Genomic DNA, 25,111 nt, shown 5'->3' on the forward strand with positions numbered 1-25,111 from the left:
GATTCCCTCTCATCGTATTTTTTATTATTATAGCACAATTCAAGCTTCAACGATAGAAGAAAATTCTTGAATTTTCAGACAATTCAGCTTGCTCGGTTTCTTGCTAAAATAATTTACAGTTATATCTTGACTTTTGTAAGCAAAGTGATATCATTTAGATATCACAAAGAAAGAAGGGTTCGTCCCATGGAAGAAAAAATTTTAACCCAAAAGAAAAACGGCTTAGCTGCCCTTATAGGCTTGCTAGTTGGGGATCTTGTCTTAGTTTTAGCTTTTATTAGTGCGATTGCTAGTCTACCAGAAGGTTTTCCACTTGCGATTGCAGTTATTACCTGTATTTTTCTCTTTATTGCTAGTCTGGTGTGCTATGCGGGGATCAAAATTATTAAACCGCAAGAGGCCTTGGTTTTGACCTTGTTTGGGAACTATATTGGAACCATTCGAGAAGCGGGTATTTACTTTGTCAATCCCTTCTGTGTCGCTGTCAATCCTGCCAATAACACCCGCTTGGGCCAAAGTGGTGATGTCACCACCAAGTCACCCATGTCTGTCAGTAAAACAGCAGAAGGTAACAATATTTCTATCGAGACAGGTAAAAAGAATATTTCCTTAAAAGTGATGACCTTGAATAACTCTCGTCAGAAGATTAATGACTGTTTGGGAAATCCTGTAGAAATCGGTATTGCAGTCACTTGGCGTGTAGTGGATACAGCTAAAGCAGTCTTCAATGTGGATAACTACAAAGAATATCTCTCATTGCAGTGTGATAGTGCTCTTCGTAATATTGTCCGCATCTATCCTTATGATGTAGCTCCTAATGTCGATACGACAGGAGACGGCCAGGCAGATGAGGGTAGCCTAAGAGGCTCCAGTGAAATTGTGGCCAGTCGTATTCGAGAAGAGATTCAAGCACGTGTAAAAGATGCTGGGCTCGAAATTCTAGAAGCTCGTATTACCTACTTGGCCTATGCTCCAGAAATCGCAGCTGTCATGCTTCAACGCCAACAAGCTTCTGCCATTATCGATGCGCGGAAGATGATTGTCGACGGAGCAGTTGGGATGGTTGAAATGGCCCTTGAACGCCTGAGCGAAGGAGAGATTGTAGAGCTAGACGAAGAACGGAAGGCTGCCATGGTTTCGAACCTTCTTGTCGTTCTCTGTGGCAATCATGATGCACAACCAATTGTCAATACGGGAAGTCTCTATTAAGAATGGCTGACCAAAAGAAAAAACAAATTCCACTTAGATTGTCAGCCAAGTTATATGCTGCTATCGCATCATGGGCAGAAGATGACTTTCGATCGGTCAATGGTCAGATCGAGTACCTGCTGACAGAATGTGTCAAGCAACGAAAAAAGGATGGCAAATACGTTTCGGAAACGATTGATGAGCCATTTGAAATAGACCTTTAAGGAGAACTCCTGTCCCATTTGATGAGGCAGGAGATTTTTTTAATAATTTTTTGTCAAGTAACTTTACTTTACAAAAAAGTTTTGTTATACTGTTAAAGTTGATGAAAATCAAACCTAATTGAATTTATATCTTAAAAGGAGAAAAACGAAATGGCAGTACCTGCACGTCGCACATCAAAAGCGAAGAAAAACAAACGTCGTACGCACTACAAAGTAACAGCTCCATCTGTAAACTTTGACGAAGCAACTGGAGATTACTCACGTTCACACCGTGTATCACTTAAAGGATACTACAAAGGACGTAAGATCGCTAAAGCTGCATCAGCTGAATAATAGAAGGGAGATACCATGCGCGTAAATATTACACTTGAACACAAAGAATCTGGTGAACGCTTGTACCTTACTTCTAAAAACAAACGTAACACTCCAGACCGTCTTCAATTGAAGAAATACTCACCAAAACTTCGCAAACACGTTGTGTTTACAGAAGTGAAGTAGGGGTTCAATACACGTCAATAGATGTTAGAAACCTTGATTTTAAGCGATTCTTGAAATTCTAAATTTCACTACATTGCAATATAAATCAACCGAATCACTACCTTTTTCACTACCTTTTTTGAAATAAGAATAATGATTCGGATATATAAAAGAAGAGGAACTTTATTGTGAAGCTCCTCTTTTTGTTATGTGTTCTTTTTCTCACAGATCGTATGACCTGGTTTGACACAGTTGGATTTCAGGTACTTTCAGTTTAGCTTTATATCAACCATCATCAAAATCCAACTATTTTCTTATTTTAAAAAATATGAATAAGTTTGATTGAATGAGGGAATTTCTTTAAATTTTTTCTTAGCACCTATAAGTTAATAATACTATTCTTTAAATTATAGTTTATAATTATCTGATGTTTCAATGACCACAAAACAAAGTACAGCGAATCACTTCCTTTAGTCAAACATATAACTGAACAACATTGTTTATCTTCCTGCACTTTCATATTTTTTCAATCCTTTTCTAAAAATTGTACGACTGATAATAATCAAAAAAACTGTAAAAACTATTTGATAGAAAAATAGGTTCAATGTATCTTTCCCTAAAAATATTAATACTGCAGGATTGGCAATTAATAAATTGGGAACAAATAACATAGTGATCAATCTGTTAATACCTGTAAAAATATTATATGGATACTTAGAAATTCCAATATAATTCAAAAATACATCTACTTTTGAAAATTTAGTTGGGAACCAAAATGAACTAATCGTTATTAGAAACCAAATTGAATAATATATAATACAACCACACATTAAAGAAAGGATATAAAATAATATTTTTAATGAATTTAAATGTACATTTAAATTTCCATAACTTATAAAAATGATCGCAAGACCAAAAAAAGTATTCACGAATTGAACTAAATTAAATGATCTAAAAATATAGAACAACTGAGTATCAAACGGCCTCAATAAAATTTGATCCAAGTTACCACTCAAAATATCTGATTCTAAAATTCCCATACTTCTAATTAACAATCCCATCATAACTCCATCTACAATAGTGTAGGAACCTACCAAAAATAAAATTTGATAATAGTCCCAACCATTAAAAGAGTCTATGTTTAAGAAAATCAATCTAAAAAATACAATAGGTAAACCAATCCACAGTATCGACGAAAATAGACCACAAAAGAAGTCAAAATGAAAATTCATATCAGATTTAAAACCAAAATGAAGTAGCCTAAAAATTACTTTTATTCTAAACATTTTATCCTCCCACATTTGAGAAGTGCTCCACTCCTTTTCTCAATATGAATCTTGATATAATATAAAAAATGATGCACCAAATCAATTGAATACAAATAATTCTCAAATAGTCTATTAATTTATATGTATCATTACTAAACATCTGAAGCGGTTCATATACTAAGTATTTAAAAGGTAATACATCTAAAAACAGACGAAAATTATTTGAAAAAAAACTTAAAGGCAATAATATTCCTGATAAAAACTGAATTACTATTTCTTTAACAGTAAGGACAAAAAATATATTTTCTAACCAAAAAGAAAGCATACCTACACAACATGATATTAAAAACCATAGAACCATAGATAGAATAATTGCAATACTTCCTAAAATAAGAATTTCAATGGTTAATAACTCATTCTTGTAATAAACACTGGAGAATAAAATGACAGGAATGATGATAAATAATAAATGAGCAAGCCTATCTCCAAGCATTTTACAAAAATAATACTTATAAAAAGTAACAGGTTTTATTAATATGCTAAAAAAATTTCCTGAATGAACATCGTCATTGATTTCCCAATCAACTGGATAAAAAACAAAATATGAAAAAATTATAGTCCCCAAATAGTATTGAACCATTGAGGTAAAATCATATCCTGCTATATTTATCTGGTTACTCTGATATATATACGTCCATAAAAATACTGATATCATAATTTGTATACTTGCCTGTAACATTAACAATAGTACACTTGATTTATAGTTCAAAATAGATCGAAATGATATCAGAATAATAGACATTTCTTTTTTCAATTGTGCTCCTTTTTTGTAAAATAGTTTTGTAAAATAATTTCTTCTAAAGAAAGATTTGATATTTCAAAATCTTCTATATCTACAAGCTTATTGATTGATTCTAATGTCTCAAAGACAAAATCTCTAGGTATTTTTAGTATACATTCCGATTTTGTTTGAGAAATGACTACTACTCCTTTAACAGAGCATAACTCTGGTACCAAATCTAATGTCATTTTTATCTTTAAATATTTAAAATCAGAAAATTTAGATAAAATAACATCCATTGACTCCTGCAAAATAATTTTTCCTTTGTCAATGACGATTAATTCGTCACAAACAGACGAAATATCATCCATATCATGACTCGTTAAAATAATAGTAGTATGACATTCTTCATTCATTTTCTTTAAAAATGTTCTGATATCTTTTTTAGACTGTATATCTAACCCTATAGTAGGCTCGTCTAAAAATAATATTTCCGGACTTGTTAAAGATGCCGCGATAAACTCCATTTTCATTTTTTGTCCAAGAGAGAGGGTCCGGACCTGCTGGTAAAGCTGATCTTTTACATTCAACAAATTGCTTAATTCCTGAATTCGTTCTTGTAAAATCGCCGGTTCTACCTCATATAAAGTACCAATCAATTGAAAATAATCCATAGCCGAAACATCTTGAAATAACTGTAATTTATTTCCTACTACTATTGAAATTTTTTTTCTAAAATTTATACTTCTTTTAAATGGAATTTCTCCATTCACTTCTAATTTTCCGGAACTAGGATAAAGAGTCCCAGTCAACATTTTAATCGTTGTGGATTTACCAGCTCCATTACTCCCAATAAAGCCAACTATACTCCCTCTCTTAATCGTAAAACTAATATCTTGAACAGCTCGAATCGTTATTTGATTACGTTTCAAAAATCTCTTGATAAATGGGAGTCTTGAATCAAAATTATAAAAATTTTTAGATAAATTCTGAGCATTAATAACTATTTCACTCATATATCTCTCCTTTCGATAAAATATATTTACTTGTACTTTTTCCATACTTTACCAAAATGCTAAAGATTGAGCTAAAATCTTCGGGATGGGTAAAATAATATTTGTCTTTAAAAAGTTTCTCAAAACCTTCAAGGCGATTATTGAAATCATTAAATTTTGTATTGTCTAGCTGGTTGAATGTCTCTTTAATATCCATAAACTTTCTCCGTGATTCTTTATTTCACTTTATAAATAGAAGAGTGTCTATATATTTATAGATCCTCAAGAACTTGCATTTTATCAAGTATAAGTAGAATAGTATGTAAGGGCTTACATATTCATATTATATGATTATGTAAGGAATCCGTCAATTTTCCACATTATTATATGACAAAATGTATTTTTTAAAAATGCAAAAATCTATGAGCAAGATGTTTGACTTCCTTTTTTAAAGTATATATACTTATATTAACCTTAGAAAAGAAAAAATGTTTGAACAGATATTCAATAATAATTACTTTTTTTAAAATTAAAATTCGAACTTTAAATTTTTATCTTTTTTATATTATTGAGTAACCTAAATTGCCCAATTTGTAAAATTTAGCTAGACAAAAAAAGACATCCAAGAGAAATTTCTTAAATGTCTGTAAACGTTGATATAAGCGTGTTGATTAACGTTTTGATAATTGTGATGCTTTACGAGCTTTCTTAAGACCTGGTTTGGAAAGTATGAGTTTCAGTTGGACTAAAAATAGCGTAATACCAAGTCTTTTCAGAACGATATTTACTGATTAATTTCATAAAACTTGAATAAGTTTAAGCGAAATAGGGGAATTGCTTTAAATATTTTATTTACAATTATAATTTATCAATGGTTTTCCTTCAATAATAGTATATAATGGAAGAAAACTGAGTCAACTATCCAGAAAGATACTATTCTGTCTGAAATTAGAATATAGTAGCTAAGTGTAAAGAATATACTATAAGCTTTCCGAAAAATTAGTGTTTTCCTGAAAGTTTTGAATTTGAAACGATGAACAATCAAAAACAACCGGAGAAGAAACAGTTGCCAACTCCTTCTTCTCTGGTTGTTTTTTATACTAACAATCTTTCCGACTTAGTTGATAAGAATATAGGATCGGAATGAGAACAATGGTGAGGATGACCAGCACCAGTACATAAGAAAGCGCGAATTGAAGGCCTGCTTCAAGAAGAAGGATCAATCCTCCGAGGACCCACAACTTCCCTGCCAAGCGATGGGTTTTGTGCCAGTTATCTTCACTCTGCAAGGTCCAAGGCAGACGGATTCCAACCGTATGGTTCACTTTTAGCTTCGGCATGTAATTGCCCATGATCACAAAGATGAGGCCTAACAAAGCAGAAACAACAATAGAAGGATTGGTCGTAGAGCCTAGCGCCTTACTATAGATGAGATAGAAGACACTTAAGGAGACGATTGGAATCAACCAGTAGATCACTTTGACCATTTTCTCATTCATCGTGCGATTCTTAGGATCACGTCCGATCATAAAGATCACAAACAGATGCACCAAGAGAAGGAAAAGAGGAAGACCAAACACGGCCAGTGGCTTCGATTGGAAATTATTGGCCTGACCTGCAAGGTTGAAGTGAATCGGGATTTGGTTAGGCAATTGCGGCCAAATTATCAGCCCCCAAAGTATGGGGAAGAGTATCACCATAGAAGTCAATAGCAATAGTTTTTTATTCGTTTTCATCAGTAGAATCTCCTTTCAAATCAACGAGCCAGACCATCAAATCTTCCAAGACAGAAGTATTGAGTTCATAGTAGATAAAATTCTTCTCTTTTTCCTCTCGAATTAAATCTGCCTGCTTGAGGAGGCTTAAATGATGGGAAATGGTCGCTCCTGCCACATCAAAGTGACCAGCGATATCTCCAGCAGATAATTTCCCCGCCTTTAGCAGTTCTAAGATACTTCTTCTTATCGGATTTGATAAAGCTTTAAATGTTTGCGCAAAATTCATTCTCTATCTCCTCTAATCTATTTAGATTTCTTTCTAAATAGATTCTAGTACTTTAAATAAAGATTGTCAACTCTATTTAGAAAAAAATCTAAATAGTTTTAGAAAACTGCTTGACAACAATCTACTTTGTTGAAAAGCTCTTCCCTCCCCCTTGATACAAGCGACAAGTATTGATTTTTCTAGAAAAAAGCGTATAATCAAATTCATACTATCTAAAGGGAGTCTCTATGAAGAAGAGTTTTATTCACCAACAAGAAGAAATTTCATTCGTTAAAACAACATTTACCCAGTATTTGAAAGACAAGCTAGAAGTTGTCGAAGTTCAAGGACCTATCTTGAGTAAGGTAGGAGATGGGATGCAGGACAATCTATCCGGAGTAGAAAATCCTGTCTCTGTAAAGGTCTTACAAATTCCCAATGAAACCTATGAAGTCGTTCACTCTCTAGCGAAGTGGAAACGCCATACCTTAGCTCGATTTGGTTTTGGGGAAGGGGAAGGTCTCTTCGTCCATATGAAGGCCCTTCGTCCGGATGAGGATTCTTTGGATGCGACTCACTCGGTCTATGTCGATCAGTGGGACTGGGAGAAGGTCATTCCAAATGGCAATCGTAATCTAGCCTACTTAAAAGAAACGGTTGAAAAAATCTACAAGGCCATTCGTTTGACGGAGTTGGCTGTTGAAGCCCGCTATGATATTGAATCTATCCTGCCTAAGCAAATCACCTTTATCCACACAGAAGAGTTGGTAGAGCGTTATCCTGATTTGACACCAAAAGAACGGGAAAATGCCGTCACCAAAGAATATGGAGCAGTCTTTTTGATAGGGATTGGTGGCGTCTTATCAGATGGCAAACCGCACGACGGACGGGCGCCGGACTATGATGACTGGACAACGGAGACCGAAAATGGCTACAAGGGCTTAAACGGGGATATTTTGGTTTGGAATGAGAATCTTGGTGGAGCCTTTGAACTTTCTTCCATGGGGATCCGGGTCGATGAAGACACCCTCAAGCGCCAAGTTGCGATTACTGGAGATGAAGATCGTCTGGAATTAGAATGGCATCGGGCTCTCTTGAACGGTCTCTTCCCACTGACCATTGGAGGTGGGATTGGGCAATCTCGTATGGCTATGTTCTTGCTTCGTAAGAAACATATCGGGGAAGTTCAAACCAGTGTTTGGCCTCAAGAAGTTCGCGAACAATATGAAAATATTTTGTAATTTTTCAGAAAGATATAAATAGAATCCGGATGTAAATAAAGCCAGCTTTCGAGGTTGGCTTTATTTTTTTGCGGGAATGGAAAGATAGGGGTAGCGCTTAAACCTGAATTTCTACTTGATTTTCTCGGTAGACAGCTGTATGAACGGAGAATTTATGATAGAATAAGTGTACCAAGCAAGCAAAGGAGTGGTGTCTATGAAATTACAAAAACCAAAAGGAACCCAAGATATCCTGCCACAGGAGTCCGCTAAGTGGCAATATGTAGAAGGATTTGCTCGCGAGACCTTTAAAAAATACAATTATGCGGAAATCCGCACGCCGATATTTGAGCATTATGAAGTCATTAGCCGCTCGGTGGGAGATACGACTGATATTGTGACCAAGGAAATGTATGATTTCTATGATAAAGGAGATCGTCACATCACCTTGCGTCCCGAAGGGACAGCACCTGTTGTGCGCTCCTATGTTGAAAACAAACTCTTTGCACCAGAAGTTCAAAAACCAAATAAGGTTTACTACATCGGTCCCATGTTCCGTTATGAGCGTCCGCAGGCCGGTCGCTTGCGTCAGTTCCACCAGATTGGCGTAGAATGTTTTGGATCTAGCAATCCTGCTACGGATGTAGAGACGATTGCCATGGCTGACCACTTCTTCAAAGAGATCGGGATTGAAAATGTCGTCCTCCACTTAAATACCCTTGGTAGCACAGCTAGTCGGGCAGCTTATCGCCAAGCCTTAATTGATTACTTGCTTCCAATGAAGGACCAACTATCAAAAGATAGCCAACGTCGTCTAGAAGAAAATCCGCTCCGCGTCTTGGACTCAAAAGAAAAAGAAGACAAGCAGGCGGTCGAGAATGCTCCTTCTATCCTAGACTATTTAGACGAGGAAAGCCAAGCCCACTTCGATGCTGTTCGGACCATGCTGGACAGCTTAGGCATTGAGTACATGATTGATACCAACATGGTGCGGGGGTTGGATTACTACAACCACACCATCTTCGAGTTCGTGACAGAAGTAGAAGGAAATGAATTAACCGTTTGTGCAGGTGGTCGTTACGACGGTCTTGTAGAGTATTTTGATGGACCAGCAACTCCGGCATTTGGTTTTGGTATGGGCTTGGAGCGCCTGATTATCATCTTGGACAAGCAAGGGATTGAACTGCCTCTGGAGACTTCTTTGGATGTTTATGTCGCTGTCCTTGGACCAGAAGCAGAAGTAGTAGCCTTGGAAGTGGTTCAAGCGCTTCGTCGTCAAGGCTTTATCGCAGAACGTGATTACCTAGGACGTAAGTTGAAGGCTCAGTTCAAGTCAGCTGACGTCTTTGGGGCAAAAACCATCATTGCCTTAGGTGGTAGCGAGGTTGAAAGTGGCCAAATCACCATCAAAAATAACCAGACTCGTCAGGAAGTGACCACTTCCATCGAAGACGTAAAAAACGATTTTCAGACTATCTTGAATCAACTTTAAAAAGAAAAGACGGGTGCCTAGAGGGTATCGGTCTCAGATTGAAGAAAAAATTCTTAGAAACTTTCCTTAGGTGAGTACGGACGTCAGCGAACTTCGTAGAAGTTCCATGACTTAGTTTTGAACCTAAGGTTTCAAAACCCCCGAATGCTTGAAACATCAATGTTTCAAGCATTTTTCTCACAGCGGAAAGTTTCAGAGATTCTTAAATGACTCAAAGTAATAGAAGTCATTTTTTTGAAAAATTATTTAGCTATTTTAAGTAAAAAATAGTCTGTCTTTTTTGCATGTCCTCTATTTTCTCCTTGTGGAGAAAGCTGACAGTTGGCTCCATTTTTGATATACTAGTAGGGTGTGCATGTGCCCTTTAGCACTTGCAAGTCTAGTAAAGGAAAAAACAAGATATGAGTGAAAAAGAACAAGAATCACATAAGATTGGTCTTCAGGTGGGATCCAACTTTCAAGATACCCAAGAGGTGAGACAAGTCTTGGACCAGTCCATCAGTAGAGCAGAGGAAGTATTGACAGCTAACCAGTCCTTGGAGTCTGTAGAGGATTCTAAAGAAATTCAAAAGATACATGAGGAGGCTAAGGAACTAGAAGAAACTGTGGCAGATGCAACAATCGATACGGCACCTCTCAGTCGTCTTTCTAGGACTGCTGCCCGTCGGAAAGTAGATTTGTCAGTCCTAGAAGCCAATGATGAAGAAGTGCAGGAGACGCCGGAGCAAATAGAAAGACCCGAAGTTCCCAATCGCTATGCAACGAAGCGTCCCGTTCCATTGTCAGTTCCGATTGCTTTGAGTGTTCTCATCAGCTTAGTCCATGTTGCCCTTCCCTATGTAAATTTACTTGCGACCAGTCAACAATCGCAAGATCTCTATGCAGGCTGGGCGATTGCCCAGGGGCAGGTTCCTTATGGTCATTTCTTTGGGATTAACGGCCTTCTCTATTATGGTTTGAATGGTTTGGGAAGTTTGCTAGGAAGTCAAGCCTTCCTAGCGCTCTTCCAAGTTTTGGCCCTCTTCTTTGCTGGAACAGGCATTTACCGTCTAGTGAGAAGTTTGGTTTCGAGTGAAAAGATTGCCGGCCAAGTGCAAGTTCTGTTTTACCTCTTGGCTGGAACGCTTGGTTTTGGTGGAGGCTATGCAGGTTTCTATGTTTTGCCCTTCCTCTTTGCGTCTATGAACTTCATTCTGAGCTACTTAGAGGGGAATAAAAAAGATGAATCTTTTATCATTTATGGTATTTTCGCCTGTTTGGCCTTCATGATTTCGCCTTGGCTCAGTTTGGTCTTCTATTTCCTAGCCTTTTTAGGGTTGACAGCCTACCATGTAAAACAAAAGAAGTTTGCTCATGGTTTTTATCAATTGTTAGCGAGCTTGTTAGGGTTCTCCCTGCTCTTTTACCCTCTAGGATACATCACTGTATGGAACGGTTCCTTCGGTTATGCGGCTCACCAAGCCTTGTATAGCCTACGGGCCTTGAAATACACATCTGTTCAGTTCTTTGGTAATCTAATCTTTTACGGACTTTTACTTTTGAGTCTTGGCTTTGCCTCCGCCTTTGTCATGTCTTTTCGCAAGGTCTCTACGAGTGGTCAGCGGATCGTTCGTTTCATGTCTTGGTTTGGGACTCTCATTATCGTAACGGTACTTGTAGGAACACCTGAGCAGGGGGCTTATCAATTCTTGGGTCTCTTGCCCTTCATCTTGCCTTTGTTGGCACTGTGGTTTGAGGGAGCTGAAGAGGGAGATTCTCACAGACGCAAGAGCAAGAGAAGCGCTATTTGGTCCCTGTATTTCGCAGGCCAAGCCTTCCTGCCCGTCTTAGCGATGGCTTATTTAATCGGTTATCCGATTGTGAACGTGCTGGCTCTCCAATATGGTCTAGTGAGTGAACGGGCTACAATTGCCCGCTATATCCAGAGTCATAGTGACTCCAACGATACCATCTATGCCTGGGATCAGACGGCGCATCTCTACCAAGAAAGTGGTCGTTTAGCAGCCTCAGCCCTTTTAACTCCAACCAGTTATATGGGGACAGGTGAAAATCGCACGAATCTGACCAATCAGATTGAAGAAGCGAAACCAAAGTTTATAGCGGTAAATCGAAGCGTTGATGTGACAGCTGCTGTTCAGAAATTCTTGACTAAAAATTATCAAAAAGTGGATCAAAAAGGGTCGCACTATACCTTGTATCAACGGAAATAACGAATCAATATCTTGTGGTTTTTAAATGAAATGACATTTTTTTCCACAAGATATTGATTTTTTATTTTTGAGTGTTATAATATTCATTGAACTGTATTGAATAGAAATGAAAGTGGGCGAGTGTATGATAACGTTACGAGAAGAGCATATCCAAAGTCTCCCCCAACTCTTTGTGGAAAAGAGAGATGGGCGGAAGGTCAAGTTTGATGTCGATAAGATCTACCGAGCTTTGGTCAAGGCGACAGAAGAAGTGACAGGCCTCACTCCGGTCCTTGAAGCGAAGTTAGAGGCTGTGACAGATCGGATTGTGGCCGAGATTTTGGAGCGTTTTCCACGCGGGGTCAAAATTTATGAGATTCAAAATGTCGTCGAGCACGAGTTGTTGCAAGCCAATGAGTATGCTATCGCAGAAAGTTACATCACGTATCGGACGCAACGAGATTTTGAGCGCTCAAAAGCGACGGACATCAACTTTACCATCGGCAAGCTCCTCAACAAGGACCAAGCAGTGGTTAATGAGAACGCCAATAAGGACAGCGATGTCTTCAACACCCAACGGGATTTGACTGCAGGGATCGTCGGCAAGTCTATTGGTTTGACCATGTTACCTAAACACGTGGCCAATGCTCATCAAAAAGGGGATATCCACTACCATGATTTAGACTATAGTCCTTATACTCCAATGACTAACTGTTGCTTAATCGATTTTGAAGGTATGTTAAAAAATGGCTTTAAGATTGGGAATGCAGAAGTAGAAAGTCCCAAGTCGATCCAAACTGCAACGGCTCAAATCTCGCAAATCATTGCCAATGTGGCCTCTAGCCAGTACGGTGGCTGTTCAGCAGATCGGATTGATGAAGTCCTGGCTCCTTATGCAGAGAAGAATTATGACAAACATTTGAAGGAAGCTGAGGAGTGGGTTCTCCCTGAAAAACGTGAGGACTATGCTTGGCAAAAAACGAAAAAAGACATCTACGATGCCATGCAATCATTGGAGTATGAAATCAATACCCTCTTTACCTCCAATGGGCAAACTCCTTTCACCTCGCTGGGCTTCGGGCTAGGGTCTAACCGTTTTGAACGCGAAATCCAAAAAGCTATTCTGGAGATTCGAATCAAGGGGCTCGGTTCGGAACACCGGACCGCAATTTTCCCTAAGTTGATTTTCACCTTGAAAAGAGGCCTCAACTTAGAACCAGGGAGTCCCAACTATGACATCAAACAGTTGGCCTTGGAATGTGCAACCAAACGCATGTATCCGGATGTCCTCTCTTATGACAAGATTGTTGAATTGACGGGCTCCTTCAAGGTACCCATGGGTTGTCGTTCTTTCCTTCAAGGGTGGAAGGATGAAAATGGCCTAGAAGTCAATTCTGGCCGGATGAATCTTGGGGTTGTGACAGTCAATCTACCTCGGATTGCCTTGGAGTCAGAAGGGAACAAAGAAAAGTTCTGGGAAATCTTCAATGAGCAGATGAACATCGCTGAAGATGCTTTGGTCTATCGGGTAGAGCGGACCAAGGAAGCGACCCCAGCTAATGCGCCAATTCTCTACCAATATGGGGCTTTTGGGAAACGTTTAGGAAAATATGATCAGGTAGACCAGCTTTTCCGCAACCGCAGAGCGACTATTTCACTCGGCTATATCGGATTGTATGAAGTGGCTACAGTCTTCTATGGACCTGACTGGGAACAGAATCCAGAAGCTAAACAATTTACAGTTGCTATCATCAAGGACATGAAGAAACGGGTCGAAGAATGGTCTGACCAATACGGCTACCACTTCTCCATTTATTCGACGCCATCAGAAAGCTTGACAGACCGCTTCTGTCGCCTGGATACGGAGAAATTTGGGAAGGTTCCGGATATCACAGACAAGGAATACTACACCAACAGTTTTCACTACGATGTCCGCAAGAACCCAACCCCATTTGAGAAGCTGGACTTTGAAAAAGTCTATCCAGAAGCTGGGGCTTCTGGTGGCTTTATCCACTATTGTGAATATCCTGTCTTGCAACAAAATCCAAAAGCGCTTGAAGCGGTTTGGGATTATGCCTATGACCGGGTTGGCTATCTAGGAACCAATACGCCAATTGACCGTTGCTATAAGTGTGACTTCGAAGGGGACTTCACGCCAACCGAACGTGGTTTTACTTGCCCAAACTGTGGCAATAGTGATCCTAAAACAGTAGACGTTGTTAAACGGACCTGTGGCTATCTTGGAAACCCACAAGCTCGCCCCATGGTTAATGGACGCCACAAGGAAATTGCTGCGCGTGTCAAACACATGAATGGATCCACTATCAAATCAGCTGGACACCAAGTGACAGATTAGAAAAGGAAGATTATGGGAAAATACCAACTAGACGATAAGGGCAAGGCTCAGGTACAACGATTCCACGAAAAGCATTCGACAGGTGGTATCAATAAAAAAGACCGGGTAGCCAGCCTTAGAGAGCAATTTTTAAAAAAGGCTAAGAAAAAATAAAAGTGAGAGTCCGCTCTCGCTTTTCTCTTATTGGGAGGTAAAGATGGAATTACGCAGACCGACTTTAGCAGATAAAGAATCTATTCTAAACATGATGGCAGAGTTCGAAGAGACCCAATCAGCCCATGACGGCGGCTTTTGGGATGCGGAAGCTTTTGTTTATGAAGACTGGTTGGAAAGTAATCGTGATATGGAAATGGGGCTAGGAATCCCTGATGGATGGGTACCTGCTGTTCAGTTAGTCGCTTTTGCTAGAGACGGTCAAGCGCTTGGCTTTCTCAACCTCCGATTACGTCTGAGCGACTATCTCCGAGAGAAAGGTGGCCACATTGGCTATTCCATCCGACCGTCTGAAAGAGGCAAGGGCTACGCAAAAGAGTCCCTCCGCCAAGGCTTAAAAGTTGCTAAGGGAAAGAATATCAAACAAGCTTTAGTGACTTGTAGCACAGAAAATCCTACCAGCAGAGCTGTTATCTTAGCTAACGGCGGTGTCTATGAGGATGTTCGTAATGGCACGGAGCGCTATTGGATAGAGGTGGAGTAGAAGCATGACATGGAATACACCAAAACCAGGCGAATGGAAGAGTGAAGAACTGAGCCAAGGTCGGATTATCGACTACAAGGCTTTTAACTTTGTCGATGGCGAAGGGGTCCGCAACTCCCTTTATGTGGCAGGTTGCATGTTTCACTGTGAGGGTTGTTACAATGTGGCGACCTGGTCTTTCAATGCAGGTATTCCTTATACGTCAGAATTGGAAGAACAAATCATGGCAGACTTAGCCCAGCCCTACGTTCAAGGATTGACCTTGCTAGGAGGAGAGCCTTTTCTCAATACCGGTATCCTGCTGCCCTTGGTTAAGCGCGTGAAAAGAGAACTCCCCGACAAAGATATTTGGTCTTGGACCGGCTACACCTGGGAAGAAATGATGTTGGAGACGCCGGACAAACTGGAATTGCTTTCGCTGATTGATATTCTGGTGGATGGACGCTATGATAAGAGCAAACGCAACCTTATGTTGCAGTTTCGTGGCTCTTCCAACCAGCGAATCATCGATGTTCAAAAATCATTGAAAGAAGGAAAAGTCGTTATCTGGGACAAGCTCAATGACGGCAAGGACTCCTATGAGCAAGTGAAAAGAGAGTAGCAAGAGTCGGAGGACAGATAAATCTATGAAGAGAGGTTTTCGTAGATTTTCAGTTTGCAAGAAATGGCTTCTTTTTTCAGACAATTTCATTCTCACTGACAAAATTCACAAGGATTCATGGTATAATGGAATAGATTGTACGAAAGTTAGAGTGATCCAACTCGTACATTTAAGGAACAGAATGAGGAAATGTACATGACATTAGTATACCAATCGACACGTGATGCCCAAAATACCGTAACAGCTAGCCAGGCGATTTTGCAAGGTTTGGCAACAGATGGTGGTTTGTTCACACCTGTCTCTTATCCCCAGGTAGATCTGGACTTTGACAAATTGAAAGACGCTTCTTACCAAGAGGTGGCGAAGCTTGTCTTGTCAGCATTTTTGGACGACTTTACACCAGAAGAGTTGGACTACTGTATCACCAACGCCTACGATAGCAAGTTTGATACTCCAGCCATTGCCCCTCTTGTCAAACTCGATGGGCAATACAACTTGGAACTCTTCCATGGCTCAACCATTGCCTTTAAAGATATGGCCTTGTCTATCTTGCCATACTTTATGACAACTGCTGCTAAGAAGCATGGTTTGGAAAACAAGATTGTCATCTTGACAGCGACGTCTGGAGATACTGGGAAGGCTGCCATGGCAGGCTTTGCGGATGTACCAGGAACTGAAATCATCGTCTTTTATCCAAAAGACGGTGTCAGCAAGGTACAAGAGTTGCAAATGACTACTCAAACGGGTGAAAATACCCATGTGATTGCCATTGACGGGAACTTTGATGATGCCCAAACCAATGTGAAACATATGTTCAATGATGTGGCCCTCCGTGAAAAATTAGCAGCTAACAAGCTCCAGTTCTCATCAGCCAACTCTATGAATATCGGCCGTTTGGTCCCACAGATTGTCTATTATGTTTATGCCTACGCTCAATTGGTGAAGACAGGTCAAATCACAGCTGGAGAAAAAGTCAATTTCACTGTTCCAACAGGAAACTTTGGAAATATCTTAGCTGCCTTTTACGCAAAACAAATCGGCCTACCAGTCGGCAAGTTGATCTGTGCTTCAAATGACAACAATGTCTTGACAGACTTCTTTAAAACTCGTGTCTATGACAAGAAGCGTGAGTTCAAGGTAACCACTAGTCCATCTATGGATATCTTAGTATCTTCAAACTTGGAGCGTTTGATTTTCCATCTTTTGGGAAATGATGCGGTGAAGACAGCTGAACTCATGACTGCCTTGAATACGCAAGGTCAGTATGAATTGACAGATTTTGATGCAGAGATTCTGGATCTCTTTGCAGCTGAGTATGCGACGGAAGCAGAAACAGCAACAGAAATTAAGCGTGTTTATGAGTCAGATGCATATATTGAGGACCCTCATACAGCAGTTGCCTCAGCCGTATATAAAAAATACCAAGCAGCTACAGGCGATGCGGCTAAGACGGTGATTGCTTCAACAGCTAGTCCATACAAGTTCCCAGTCGTTGCAGTAGAAGCTGTAACAGGGAAATCAGACTTGACCGACTTTGAAGCTTTGGCTCAGTTGCACGAAATTTCAGGAGTGGCAGTGCCACCAGCAGTGGATGGCCTTGAAACAGCTCCAGTTCGTCACAAGACAACTGTTGCAGCGGCAGATATGCAGGCAGCAGTAGAATCTTATTTAGGACTTTAAAAGAGAGGAAGTAAACTCGGTTGGGAAACTAACTGAGTTTCTTTTCATCAGGAGGAAAGTGTGTCTCGTCAACAACAAGTGGATCGACAAATTTTAAGGATTGCCCTCCCTGCTATCGGAGAAAACTTTCTCCAAATGCTCATGGGGATGGTAGATAGCTACTTGGTTGCTCAGTTGGGTTTAGTCGCTGTCTCGGGTGTATCCGTCGCAGGCAATATCATTACGATTTACCAAGCTATTTTTATCGCTCTTGGAGCAGCGGTTGTGAGTCTCTTGTCCAAAAGTATGGGACAAAAAGATCAGAAAGCCATAGCTCGTCAAGCCACTGAGTCTATCAAGGTAACGGTTTTATTGAGTCTTGTTTTGGGGACTTTATCCCTCTGCTTTGGCAAGGAATTGATTGCCCTCTTGGGGGTTGAAACAGCGGTTGCAGCAGCTGGGGGCCTCTATCTAGCCCTTGTCGGAGGAAGTATTTTGCTTTTGGGGCTGATGACGACTTTTGGAGCCCTAGTCCGTGTGGCCCACAATCCGCGAGTACCTATGTATGTCAGTTTGTTGACCAATGTTTTAAATGCTCTGTTATCGAGCATCTTGATATTTGTTTTTGGGCTAGGCATCGCTGGGGCTGCATTAGGAACGGTTCTCTCTCGCCTATTAGGAACTTACTTGCTCTGGCGTCAGGTTCAACTTCCCTTCGCTCCTTTTCGTTGGGGATTGGATCGAGACTTGTTATCCCTTGCCTTACCTGCTGCTGGTGAACGCCTCATGATGCGAGCAGGGGATATTGTTATCATTGCTATGGTCGCTGTTTTTGGTACAAGAGCAGTAGCTGGGAATGCTATTGGGGAAGTCTTGACCCAGTTCAACTATATGCCGGCTTTTGGGATTGCGACAGCGACAGTCATGTTGGTCGCCAAAAGTTTGGGACAGAATGATTGGCAAGGGATCAAGCAAATCACCAGTCGGAGTTTCTGGCTCTCCTTTCTCTCCATGTTTCCCCTCGCCCTTACTATTTTCTTATTTGGAAGTCCTTTAACAGCCCTTTACACCAAGGATTCAGGAGCTATTGCCGCTTCCTTATCCGTCATTTTGTTCTCCTTGCTTGGAACGCCTCTGACAGCTGGAACGGTCATCTATACGGCTGTCTGGCAAGGTCTGGGTAACGCCCGCCTTCCTTTTTATGCGACCACGATCGGCATGTGGGTGATTCGGATTGGCTCAGGTTATCTGATGGGGGTCATCCTCGGTTGGGGCTTGCCAGGTATTTGGGCAGGTACCCTCTTGGATAATGGTTTTCGCTGGTTTTTCTTAAAAACGCTCTATCATCGGAAATGGAAGGAATAAAACTTATGACACGAGCTTTTATTTGGGATTTGGATGGAACTCTTTTGGATTCTTATGAAGCGATTTTAGATGGGATTGCTGAGACTTATGCCTATTACTCTCTGGACTTTGACCGGGAAGCGGTCCATGCTTTTATTCTTCAACAATCCGTCCAGTCTTTGCTTGAAGACGTTGCTAGAGAACATGGCTTGGATGCGGAGGAGATGAATCGTTATCGTGCTTCTAGCTTGCGTGAGAAAAACGCCCAAGTGCATCTGATGCAGGGGGCTAGAGACATTCTAACTTGGGGTAAAGAGGAAGGGATTGCCCAATTTGTCTATACCCACAAGGGGAAGAATGCTTACCCAATTCTGGAAGATTTAGGGATCCTATCCTATTTCCAAGAGATTGTCACAACGGACAATGGTTTTAGGAGAAAACCAGATCCAGAAGGAGTCGATTATCTAGTGGATAAGTATCAACTGGATCCGAGTGAGACTTATTATATTGGTGATCGAACCTTGGATGTTGATCTGGCAGACAATGCAGGAATCGGGAGTATTAATTTTTTAGATTACAAGCCGGATGTCAATCATGCGATTCGTCATTTGGATGATATTCGCCTCTATTTTGAAGAAGAAAAAAGTTAACTTATTTAACAAAGCAAGGCTTCTTTGTTGCTGGAATGGCGCTATGAAAAGAATCCGTAAACAATTTGTTTTGAAAATGAAATAATTCCTTAAGAAATCTTTAAGATAAATCCGATATAATAAAACCATAAACAAAGACCTCCTAACTTTGTTTATGAAATCCTAAAACTTTTCTTTTTCATAATAATCTCCCTAAAAGACCACCAAATCCGGTGGTCTTTTACTTTGCTTTTCTTAGGAGGAGATCATTTCGTTTGAGGCGAGCAAATTTCTTGCCTCGACTTTTTAAAAATGATACACTTGATAAATCAATTATTGACAAGTCAATAAAAAGTTTGGAGAGAAGGAATGACAGAAATGCATGACTTGCTTTATCGGTTGAAGCTAGCTGATCAGGCATCAACCCAATTATTTGAAAAACAATTGGGCATTGGTCTGACCCGTTATCAGATGCTCCAGTTGTTATTAGTAGAGGCGCCGTGTAGCCAAGCGGCCCTCCAGGAGAAACTAGCGATTGACCCTGCAGCCTTAACCCGCCACTTCAAAGTCTTAGAAGCTGGAGGCTATGTTACTCGTAGTCGCAATCCAGAAAATCAACGGGAGGTTGTGGTAGAACTTACGGAATTTGCCAGAGATCGGTTGTTGGTCCATCCTCCAGCGCATCACTTACAGGTAAAAGCCCAGATGGATCAGATTCTATCTGAAAAAGAGCAGGATCAGTTGAGTCACTTATTCGAAAAGTTGGTGTCTGGTCTTGAACAAATTACATTTTAAAAGGAGAATAGTATGTCTGTCTTAACCGTTTTTTTAGCAAGCCTTGCTGCTTTCGAACATTTCTATATTTTTTATCTTGAGAGTTTAGCAACCCACTCGGCATCGACTAGTCGTGTCTTTAATATGGATCAGGAAGAATTGCATCGTCCATCTGTGACTGTCCTCTTCAAAAACCAAGGCATTTATAATGCTCTGGTTGGTGTCTTCCTCCTCTATGCCCTCTTTATAGCTAGAAATAGTGAAATTGTCACGATTTTTCTGCTTTTTATTATTGGTGTCGCAGTTTATGGGGCTGTAACTTCTAATAAAAAAATTATCTTGACTCAGGGTGGACCAGCAATAGTCGCTTTAGCCAGCCTTCTTCTGCTTGGATAAGGATCAGCTCTTCCAGATTGGGAAGAGTTTTTCATTCCTATCCTTGGAGCTGCGATGAAAAGGGCTCCATCTTCAGTTGCCAGTTTGCCGTAAAAAAATAACTATGCCTTTTGCATTCAGCTTTTAGTTTTCTTGAAGCTTTCTATAAGGAATGGTTTAGGTTTGAGCTGTATACTAAATTCATCAAATAAAAAATGAGGTACAGCAAATGAAAATCTCAGTAAACTATCCAAAAGAATTTAAGCCAGACGCCAAAAACGGAACCTGTTACGGTGACCAATAGCATCATCACTTTTTTCATAACAATCTCCTAAAGAAGAAGCGGACTTGGATTAGAAGGATCCAGGTCCCGCTTCTTTTTCTATGCCTGCCTAACTCTTTTACGTTGGATTCATGATATAATAGAGGCATGGAAAATAAGAACAAATTATTACTCATCGACGGGTCGTCCGTCGCTTTTCGTGCTTTTTTTGCACTTTATAATCAAATCGACCGCTTTAAAAATGCCAATGGACTTCATACCAATGCCATCTATGGTTTTAACCTCATGTTGAGTCATCTCTTGGAGCGGGTTCAACCGACTCATGTCCTAGTTGCTTTTGATGCAGGAAAGACCACTTTCCGCACAGAGATGTATGCCGATTACAAGGGGGGGCGGGCAAAAACACCAGATGAGTTCCGTGAGCAGTTTCCTTTCATTCGTGAGCAACTGGATCATATGGGAATCCGCCACTATGAGCTAGCTCAATATGAAGCAGATGATATTATTGGAACGCTGGACAAGTTGGCAGAATCAACTTCTGTTCCTTTTGATGTCACCATCGTTTCTGGGGATAAAGATTTGATCCAGCTGACAGATGACAATACGGTGGTTGAAATCTCCAAAAAAGGAGTGGCAGAGTTTGAAGAATTCACTCCAGTCTATTTGAAAGAAAAGATGGGACTGACACCAGAGCAGTTTATCGACCTCAAGGCCTTGATGGGAGATAAGTCGGATAATATCCCAGGTGTTACCAAGATTGGAGAAAAGACCGGAATCAAACTACTCCTAGAGTACGGGTCTCTCGATGGTATTTACGAGCATATCGATGAGATGAAGGCTTCTAAGATGAAGGAAAATCTTATCAGCGATAAGGAGCAGGCCTACCTATCTAAGACTCTCGCGACCATCGATACCAATGCGCCAATCGAGATCGGCCTGGACGATATCATCTATACTGGTCCCCATCTTGAAAATCTGGCTAAGTTTTATGAGGAGATGGGCTTCAAGCAACTCCGCCAAGCTTTGGATTTGAGTGGGGAAGCAGCAGCTCCGGTAGCCATTGACTACACAGAAGTAGAGCAGGTTACCTCGGATATGCTCACGGATGATAGTTTTTTCCATTTTGAGATTTTTGGGGACAATTACCATACAGAACCGATCATCGGCTTTGCCTGGGGAACAAAAGGTAAGCTCTACACTAGCACAGATACCAGTTTGTTACAAACGCCAGTTTTTAAAGAATTCCTCGAAAAAACGTCCCTCAAGGTCTATGACTTCAAGCGGGCCAAGGTCTTGCTTAGCCACTTGGATATTACCTTGCAAAATCCAGCTTTTGACAGTCGTTTGGCCAAGTATCTCTTGTCGACCGTAGAGGACAATGAAATTTCCACCATTGCGAGTCTCTATAGTCAGATTGCACTACCGCTGGACGAAGTTGTTTATGGCAAGGGAGCCAAAAAAGCCATTCCAGAAAAGGCGGTCCTATTAGAGCATTTGGCACGAAAAGTCGCTGTTTTACTAGACACTGAAGAGCCTATGACGGAGCAACTAAAAGCTCACGACCAACTAGATCTGCTCTATGATATGGAGCAACCACTAGCAGCTGTTTTGGCCAAGATGGAAATCGCAGGGATTAAGGTGGAACGCCAGACCCTCCAAGACATGCAGGTTGAAAACGAAGCAGTCTTGGAGCGCCTGACTCAAGAAATCTACGAGTTGGCAGGAGAAGAATTTAACATCAATTCTCCAAAACAATTGGGCGTCATCCTTTTTGAAAAATTGGAACTCCCTCTTGAATATACAAAAAAGACCAAAACTGGCTATTCAACAGCTGTTGATGTCTTGGAACGCCTAGCTCCCATCGCACCAATCGTGTCTAAGATTCTTGAATACCGCCAGATCGCAAAAATCCAGTCAACCTATGTCATCGGTCTTCAAGACTGGATTTTGGAAGATGGGAAAATCCATACCCGCTATGTACAGGATTTGACGCAGACAGGTCGCCTGTCCAGTGTGGATCCTAACCTGCAAAACATCCCTGTCCGTTTGGAACAAGGCCGTCTCATTCGCAAAGCCTTTGTCCCGGAAGAGGAAAACAGTGTCTTGCTCAGTTCGGATTACTCACAGATCGAACTGCGCGTTTTAGCCCATATTTCAGGAGATGAACATTTGATTGACGCCTTTAATCATGGGGCAGATATCCATACATCGACTGCTATGCGGGTCTTCAATATTGAAAAACCAGAAGATTTGACGCCGAATGACCGTCGCAATGCAAAAGCAGTAAACTTCGGTGTGGTTTATGGGATTTCCGACTTTGGACTGTCTAACAACCTAGGGATCAGCCGAAAAGAAGCTAAGGCCTACATTGAGACTTACTTCGAACGCTACCCTGGCATCAAGGACTATATGGAGAGAGTGGTGCGGGAAGCGCGTGACAAAGGCTATGTGGAGACTCTCTTCAAGCGTCGTCGGGAGATTCCAGATATCAATTCTCGCAACTTCAATGTTCGAGGCTTTGCGGAGCGGACGGCTATCAACTCACCGATTCAAGGATCCGCAGCCGATATCTTGAAAATTGCTATGATCCAACTGGACCAAGCACTGGTGGCGGGTGGCTATCAGACCAAGATGCTTCTTCAGGTTCACGATGAAATTGTTCTGCAAGTACCAACTGATGAACTTGCAACGATCAAAGAACTCGTCAAAGAGACCATGGAATCTGCTATTGAACTTGCGGTACCACTGGAAGCCGATGAGAATGAAGGCAAAACATGGTATGAAGCCAAATAAGATTGAGTTTGTTCAAAACAGAAAGCGGTGGGAGACTTTTAAGTTTCCTACCGCTTTTAACGACAAACACTTGCAATGCTCTCCGTATTGTTATACTATTTAAAGAAAGGAAACGCATACAAAAGGAGATTCATATGGCCTATTCATTTCGCAATCCTAGTGATGGTGTTATCAAACATTACTTAGAAACAAGCAAAATCATTGCTGTAGTCGGATTATCTGATCGTGAAGACACAACCAGTCATCGTGTCAGCAAGGAGATGCAAGAGCGGGGCTATCGGATTATTCCCGTTAATCCTCGTGCAGCCGGTGGCCAGATCCTAGGAGAAACGGTGTACGCTGGCTTGCAGGAAATTCCTTTCCCAGTAGATATCGTCGATGTTTACCGTCGCAGTGAGTTTTTGCCAGATGTAGCGCGTGACTTCATCGAGACAGATGCAAAGATTTTTTGGGCGCAATTGGAGCTGGAAAACCAAGAAGCAGAAGATATTCTTCGTGGAGCCGGTCGCGAAGATATTGTCATGAACCGCTGTATCAAACGGGAGCATACTCGTTTGGTCATGGGAGAATCTGTCTACGGGGTGTAACTTAAAAAAGGGAGACCTTGTTCAAGATGAATCGTAGCTATGAGGAAACTGTAACAATCCACTGTTGATTTCAAGGAAATCAGCGGGGATAGTAATAAGTCTAGCTGTATGAATTGATGTAGCTTCATCTAAGAACTTGGGGGACAGTTACATCATATTTGGAAGAATAGAGAGTTGATCGAACAGATGCGAACAAATCTCTCTGAAAATAAAAAAAGAATCCACCTAGTAACTTGGAGAATGAATTCCAACTTTAGGTGGTTTTTTGTTATTTTTTGCTTAAGCAAGTGGATCAGAATCAGGAGAATCTGGTGCATTTTGTCGAAAACATCCGGTTACCTGCATCCGTGTCTGAAGTAGAGTATGGTAAAAGATGATTTGGCAGCTGGTTGTATAAGGTTTGACATAAAAATCGGCCACACCTAAGCTAAAAAAAGAAAGGATTTGCCAACCAAGTAAGCTTAGATCAAGTACCAAGCGGTGACTCTTAAAACCTTTCATCTCTTCCCTGCTTTGACGAAGGATGGACAAGGGACCGTCGTAGGTTCCCGTCATGAGACGGCTGTAGAGGATCAATTCGACCAAGCTATACTGGTAGTAGAAAGGAAGAAAGAGAAGAAGTCCGACTAGGGCCATTAGGAGGCCGGTGGTCATGGTTGGAGCTAACTTGAGAATCGCTTGAACTTCTGGAGTATCCGTTGTGAGAGTTGCCGTCGAAGGGATTGACTCTTTGATGGCAAGTACTTGAGAGCTGACCACTGTTAAGAGAAGTTGGCTCACATAGAGAAGACTGCCCCAAAAAGATAAGATCAGTTGCTTGATGAACAGTGTCAGAAATACGGGAGTAAAATACTGGTTCTGAAAGATGGTGAAAATACCAAAGCTTTTTTCTCCTTTACTAGAGGCGGAGATCAAATAGCGAAAGGTGGCTCCTAGATAGAGGAAAGAGAGGATAAATCCGATGATAGAGGGGAAAATCTGTCGACTAAGGAGAAAAAGGACTGCTTCTCTGAGCTCCATTTGGGTGAGTAGTTCTGTTATATCCGTACCTGTTAAAATGTAACTTGCAAAAATCGTCAAGAAGGTCGGCAAGGCAAAGTAGGAGAAGACCATGGGATGTTGCAATTGCAGTTGCCGAGCTTGAGTGCGAACCAATTTGATATTCATAATGTCCTCTTTCATGGTAGTAGTACCCT

At 40.9% G+C, this 25,111-nt stretch carries 25 protein-coding genes; 18 read left to right on the top strand and 7 right to left on the bottom strand.

What is annotated here, in order from left to right; all coding sequences use genetic code 11:
• The first annotated feature begins 186 nt into the window (after positions 1 to 186).
• The 4 genes from E5S68_RS10200 (at position 187) to rpmG (ending at position 1,910) form a co-directional block, all read left to right on the top strand.
• Complete coding sequence (locus E5S68_RS10200; RefSeq protein ID WP_006595243.1) at positions 187 to 1,209, top strand: SPFH domain-containing protein; 1,023 nt, start codon at positions 187 to 189, stop codon at positions 1,207 to 1,209.
• A 2-nt stretch (positions 1,210 to 1,211) separates the two neighbouring features.
• Positions 1,212 to 1,412 carry a type II toxin-antitoxin system antitoxin gene (locus E5S68_RS10205; protein WP_003011522.1) on the top strand — a complete coding sequence of 67 codons (201 nt, stop codon included), beginning with the start codon at positions 1,212 to 1,214 and terminating at the stop codon, positions 1,410 to 1,412.
• A 150-nt stretch (positions 1,413 to 1,562) separates the two neighbouring features.
• Entirely contained in the window at positions 1,563 to 1,745 is a 183-nt protein-coding gene (gene rpmF, locus E5S68_RS10210) for a 50S ribosomal protein L32 (protein ID WP_003009516.1), read from the top strand.
• 15 nt (positions 1,746 to 1,760) lie between these two features.
• Positions 1,761 to 1,910, top strand: coding sequence for a 50S ribosomal protein L33 (gene rpmG / locus E5S68_RS10215; protein WP_001265622.1), 150 nt, complete (start codon positions 1,761 to 1,763; stop codon positions 1,908 to 1,910).
• 479 nt (positions 1,911 to 2,389) lie between these two features.
• On the opposite strand, the gene E5S68_RS10220 is transcribed toward rpmG, so the two are convergent.
• The 6 genes from E5S68_RS10220 to E5S68_RS10250 all read right to left on the bottom strand — a co-directional run bounded on the left by E5S68_RS10220 (position 2,390) and on the right by E5S68_RS10250 (position 6,937).
• The gene (locus tag E5S68_RS10220) at positions 2,390 to 3,175 is read right to left on the bottom strand and encodes an ABC transporter permease (RefSeq protein WP_003013947.1); all 786 of its coding nucleotides are present in this window, start codon (positions 3,173 to 3,175) and stop codon (positions 2,390 to 2,392) included.
• Between the two features lies 1 nt (position 3,176).
• On the bottom strand, positions 3,177 to 3,971 hold the full coding sequence (locus E5S68_RS10225; protein WP_003013825.1) for an ABC transporter permease: 795 nt from the start codon (positions 3,969 to 3,971) through the stop codon (positions 3,177 to 3,179).
• Entirely contained in the window at positions 3,968 to 4,954 is a 987-nt protein-coding gene (locus E5S68_RS10230; RefSeq protein ID WP_003010129.1) for an ABC transporter ATP-binding protein, read from the bottom strand. The genes E5S68_RS10225 and E5S68_RS10230 overlap by 4 nt, the downstream gene beginning before the upstream one ends.
• A complete protein-coding gene (locus E5S68_RS10235; RefSeq protein ID WP_003010127.1) occupies positions 4,947 to 5,150 on the bottom strand; it encodes a hypothetical protein in 204 nt (67 codons plus the stop codon). The genes E5S68_RS10230 and E5S68_RS10235 overlap by 8 nt, the downstream gene beginning before the upstream one ends.
• Positions 5,151 to 6,033: 883 nt before the next feature.
• Positions 6,034 to 6,669, bottom strand: coding sequence for an SdpI family protein (locus E5S68_RS10245; RefSeq protein ID WP_135783466.1), 636 nt, complete (start codon positions 6,667 to 6,669; stop codon positions 6,034 to 6,036).
• Positions 6,656 to 6,937, bottom strand: coding sequence for an autorepressor SdpR family transcription factor (locus E5S68_RS10250; protein WP_003009465.1), 282 nt, complete (start codon positions 6,935 to 6,937; stop codon positions 6,656 to 6,658). Before E5S68_RS10250 ends, E5S68_RS10245 begins: the two co-directional genes overlap by 14 nt.
• A 227-nt stretch (positions 6,938 to 7,164) precedes the next feature.
• Between E5S68_RS10250 and asnA the strand changes: the two genes are divergently transcribed.
• The 14 genes from asnA (at position 7,165) to E5S68_RS10320 (ending at position 23,915) form a co-directional block, all read left to right on the top strand.
• The gene (asnA, locus tag E5S68_RS10255; protein WP_135783467.1) at positions 7,165 to 8,157 is read left to right on the top strand and encodes an aspartate--ammonia ligase; all 993 of its coding nucleotides are present in this window, start codon (positions 7,165 to 7,167) and stop codon (positions 8,155 to 8,157) included.
• 196 nt (positions 8,158 to 8,353) lie between these two features.
• Positions 8,354 to 9,628: a histidine--tRNA ligase gene (gene hisS, locus E5S68_RS10260; RefSeq protein WP_135783468.1), complete on the top strand. Its 1,275-nt coding sequence runs from the start codon at positions 8,354 to 8,356 to the stop codon at positions 9,626 to 9,628.
• A 401-nt stretch (positions 9,629 to 10,029) separates the two neighbouring features.
• Positions 10,030 to 11,838 carry a glycosyltransferase family protein gene (locus tag E5S68_RS10265; protein WP_135783469.1) on the top strand — a complete coding sequence of 603 codons (1,809 nt, stop codon included), beginning with the start codon at positions 10,030 to 10,032 and terminating at the stop codon, positions 11,836 to 11,838.
• A gap of 124 nt (positions 11,839 to 11,962) precedes the next feature.
• Positions 11,963 to 14,173: an anaerobic ribonucleoside-triphosphate reductase gene (nrdD, locus tag E5S68_RS10270; protein WP_135783470.1), complete on the top strand. Its 2,211-nt coding sequence runs from the start codon at positions 11,963 to 11,965 to the stop codon at positions 14,171 to 14,173.
• A 12-nt stretch (positions 14,174 to 14,185) separates the two neighbouring features.
• A complete protein-coding gene (locus E5S68_RS10275; RefSeq protein WP_006595204.1) occupies positions 14,186 to 14,326 on the top strand; it encodes a hypothetical protein in 141 nt (46 codons plus the stop codon).
• Between the two features lie 43 nt (positions 14,327 to 14,369).
• The gene (locus tag E5S68_RS10280) at positions 14,370 to 14,870 is read left to right on the top strand and encodes a GNAT family N-acetyltransferase (protein WP_135783471.1); all 501 of its coding nucleotides are present in this window, start codon (positions 14,370 to 14,372) and stop codon (positions 14,868 to 14,870) included.
• 4 nt (positions 14,871 to 14,874) lie between these two features.
• Positions 14,875 to 15,471 carry an anaerobic ribonucleoside-triphosphate reductase activating protein gene (gene nrdG, locus E5S68_RS10285; protein ID WP_135783472.1) on the top strand — a complete coding sequence of 199 codons (597 nt, stop codon included), beginning with the start codon at positions 14,875 to 14,877 and terminating at the stop codon, positions 15,469 to 15,471.
• Between the two features lie 195 nt (positions 15,472 to 15,666).
• Positions 15,667 to 17,151 (top strand): threonine synthase, encoded by a 1,485-nt coding sequence (gene thrC, locus E5S68_RS10290; protein ID WP_135783473.1) that lies wholly within the window; start codon positions 15,667 to 15,669, stop codon positions 17,149 to 17,151.
• A 60-nt stretch (positions 17,152 to 17,211) separates the two neighbouring features.
• Positions 17,212 to 18,495: an MATE family efflux transporter gene (locus E5S68_RS10295; protein WP_135783474.1), complete on the top strand. Its 1,284-nt coding sequence runs from the start codon at positions 17,212 to 17,214 to the stop codon at positions 18,493 to 18,495.
• Positions 18,496 to 18,500: 5 nt separating this feature from the next.
• Positions 18,501 to 19,124 (top strand): HAD-IA family hydrolase, encoded by a 624-nt coding sequence (locus E5S68_RS10300; protein ID WP_135783475.1) that lies wholly within the window; start codon positions 18,501 to 18,503, stop codon positions 19,122 to 19,124.
• Positions 19,125 to 19,472: 348 nt separating this feature from the next.
• Positions 19,473 to 19,898, top strand: coding sequence for a MarR family winged helix-turn-helix transcriptional regulator (locus E5S68_RS10305; protein WP_135783476.1), 426 nt, complete (start codon positions 19,473 to 19,475; stop codon positions 19,896 to 19,898).
• A gap of 12 nt (positions 19,899 to 19,910) precedes the next feature.
• Positions 19,911 to 20,273: a DUF1304 domain-containing protein gene (locus tag E5S68_RS10310; protein ID WP_135783477.1), complete on the top strand. Its 363-nt coding sequence runs from the start codon at positions 19,911 to 19,913 to the stop codon at positions 20,271 to 20,273.
• Positions 20,274 to 20,682: 409 nt separating this feature from the next.
• Positions 20,683 to 23,328 carry a DNA polymerase I gene (gene polA, locus E5S68_RS10315; RefSeq protein WP_135783478.1) on the top strand — a complete coding sequence of 882 codons (2,646 nt, stop codon included), beginning with the start codon at positions 20,683 to 20,685 and terminating at the stop codon, positions 23,326 to 23,328.
• A gap of 134 nt (positions 23,329 to 23,462) precedes the next feature.
• Positions 23,463 to 23,915, top strand: coding sequence for a CoA-binding protein (locus tag E5S68_RS10320; RefSeq protein ID WP_135783479.1), 453 nt, complete (start codon positions 23,463 to 23,465; stop codon positions 23,913 to 23,915).
• A 279-nt stretch (positions 23,916 to 24,194) separates the two neighbouring features.
• Here the strand turns inward: E5S68_RS10320 and E5S68_RS10325 are convergent, their stop codons facing one another.
• Complete coding sequence (locus tag E5S68_RS10325; protein WP_234697679.1) at positions 24,195 to 25,082, bottom strand: DUF975 family protein; 888 nt, start codon at positions 25,080 to 25,082, stop codon at positions 24,195 to 24,197.
• Positions 25,083 to 25,111 lie beyond the last annotated feature (29 nt).

It is taken from the genome of Streptococcus rubneri (assembly GCF_004785935.1).
Lineage (GTDB): Bacteria > Bacillota > Bacilli > Lactobacillales > Streptococcaceae > Streptococcus > Streptococcus rubneri.

Coding starts and splice junctions, on each gene's coding strand:
- E5S68_RS10200 (WP_006595243.1), top strand. CDS start 187: ATGGAAGAAAAAATTTTAACCCAAAAGAAAAACGGCTTAGCTGCCCTT.
- E5S68_RS10205 (WP_003011522.1), top strand. CDS start 1,212: ATGGCTGACCAAAAGAAAAAACAAATTCCACTTAGATTGTCAGCCAAG.
- rpmF (WP_003009516.1), top strand. CDS start 1,563: ATGGCAGTACCTGCACGTCGCACATCAAAAGCGAAGAAAAACAAACGT.
- rpmG (WP_001265622.1), top strand. CDS start 1,761: ATGCGCGTAAATATTACACTTGAACACAAAGAATCTGGTGAACGCTTG.
- E5S68_RS10220 (WP_003013947.1), bottom strand. CDS start 3,175: ATGTTTAGAATAAAAGTAATTTTTAGGCTACTTCATTTTGGTTTTAAA.
- E5S68_RS10230 (WP_003010129.1), bottom strand. CDS start 4,954: ATGAGTGAAATAGTTATTAATGCTCAGAATTTATCTAAAAATTTTTAT.
- E5S68_RS10235 (WP_003010127.1), bottom strand. CDS start 5,150: ATGGATATTAAAGAGACATTCAACCAGCTAGACAATACAAAATTTAAT.
- E5S68_RS10245 (WP_135783466.1), bottom strand. CDS start 6,669: ATGAAAACGAATAAAAAACTATTGCTATTGACTTCTATGGTGATACTC.
- E5S68_RS10250 (WP_003009465.1), bottom strand. CDS start 6,937: ATGAATTTTGCGCAAACATTTAAAGCTTTATCAAATCCGATAAGAAGA.
- asnA (WP_135783467.1), top strand. CDS start 7,165: ATGAAGAAGAGTTTTATTCACCAACAAGAAGAAATTTCATTCGTTAAA.
- hisS (WP_135783468.1), top strand. CDS start 8,354: ATGAAATTACAAAAACCAAAAGGAACCCAAGATATCCTGCCACAGGAG.
- E5S68_RS10265 (WP_135783469.1), top strand. CDS start 10,030: ATGAGTGAAAAAGAACAAGAATCACATAAGATTGGTCTTCAGGTGGGA.
- nrdD (WP_135783470.1), top strand. CDS start 11,963: ATGATAACGTTACGAGAAGAGCATATCCAAAGTCTCCCCCAACTCTTT.
- E5S68_RS10275 (WP_006595204.1), top strand. CDS start 14,186: ATGGGAAAATACCAACTAGACGATAAGGGCAAGGCTCAGGTACAACGA.
- E5S68_RS10280 (WP_135783471.1), top strand. CDS start 14,370: ATGGAATTACGCAGACCGACTTTAGCAGATAAAGAATCTATTCTAAAC.
- nrdG (WP_135783472.1), top strand. CDS start 14,875: ATGACATGGAATACACCAAAACCAGGCGAATGGAAGAGTGAAGAACTG.
- thrC (WP_135783473.1), top strand. CDS start 15,667: ATGACATTAGTATACCAATCGACACGTGATGCCCAAAATACCGTAACA.
- E5S68_RS10300 (WP_135783475.1), top strand. CDS start 18,501: ATGACACGAGCTTTTATTTGGGATTTGGATGGAACTCTTTTGGATTCT.
- E5S68_RS10305 (WP_135783476.1), top strand. CDS start 19,473: ATGACAGAAATGCATGACTTGCTTTATCGGTTGAAGCTAGCTGATCAG.
- E5S68_RS10310 (WP_135783477.1), top strand. CDS start 19,911: ATGTCTGTCTTAACCGTTTTTTTAGCAAGCCTTGCTGCTTTCGAACAT.
- polA (WP_135783478.1), top strand. CDS start 20,683: ATGGAAAATAAGAACAAATTATTACTCATCGACGGGTCGTCCGTCGCT.
- E5S68_RS10320 (WP_135783479.1), top strand. CDS start 23,463: ATGGCCTATTCATTTCGCAATCCTAGTGATGGTGTTATCAAACATTAC.
- E5S68_RS10325 (WP_234697679.1), bottom strand. CDS start 25,082: ATGAATATCAAATTGGTTCGCACTCAAGCTCGGCAACTGCAATTGCAA.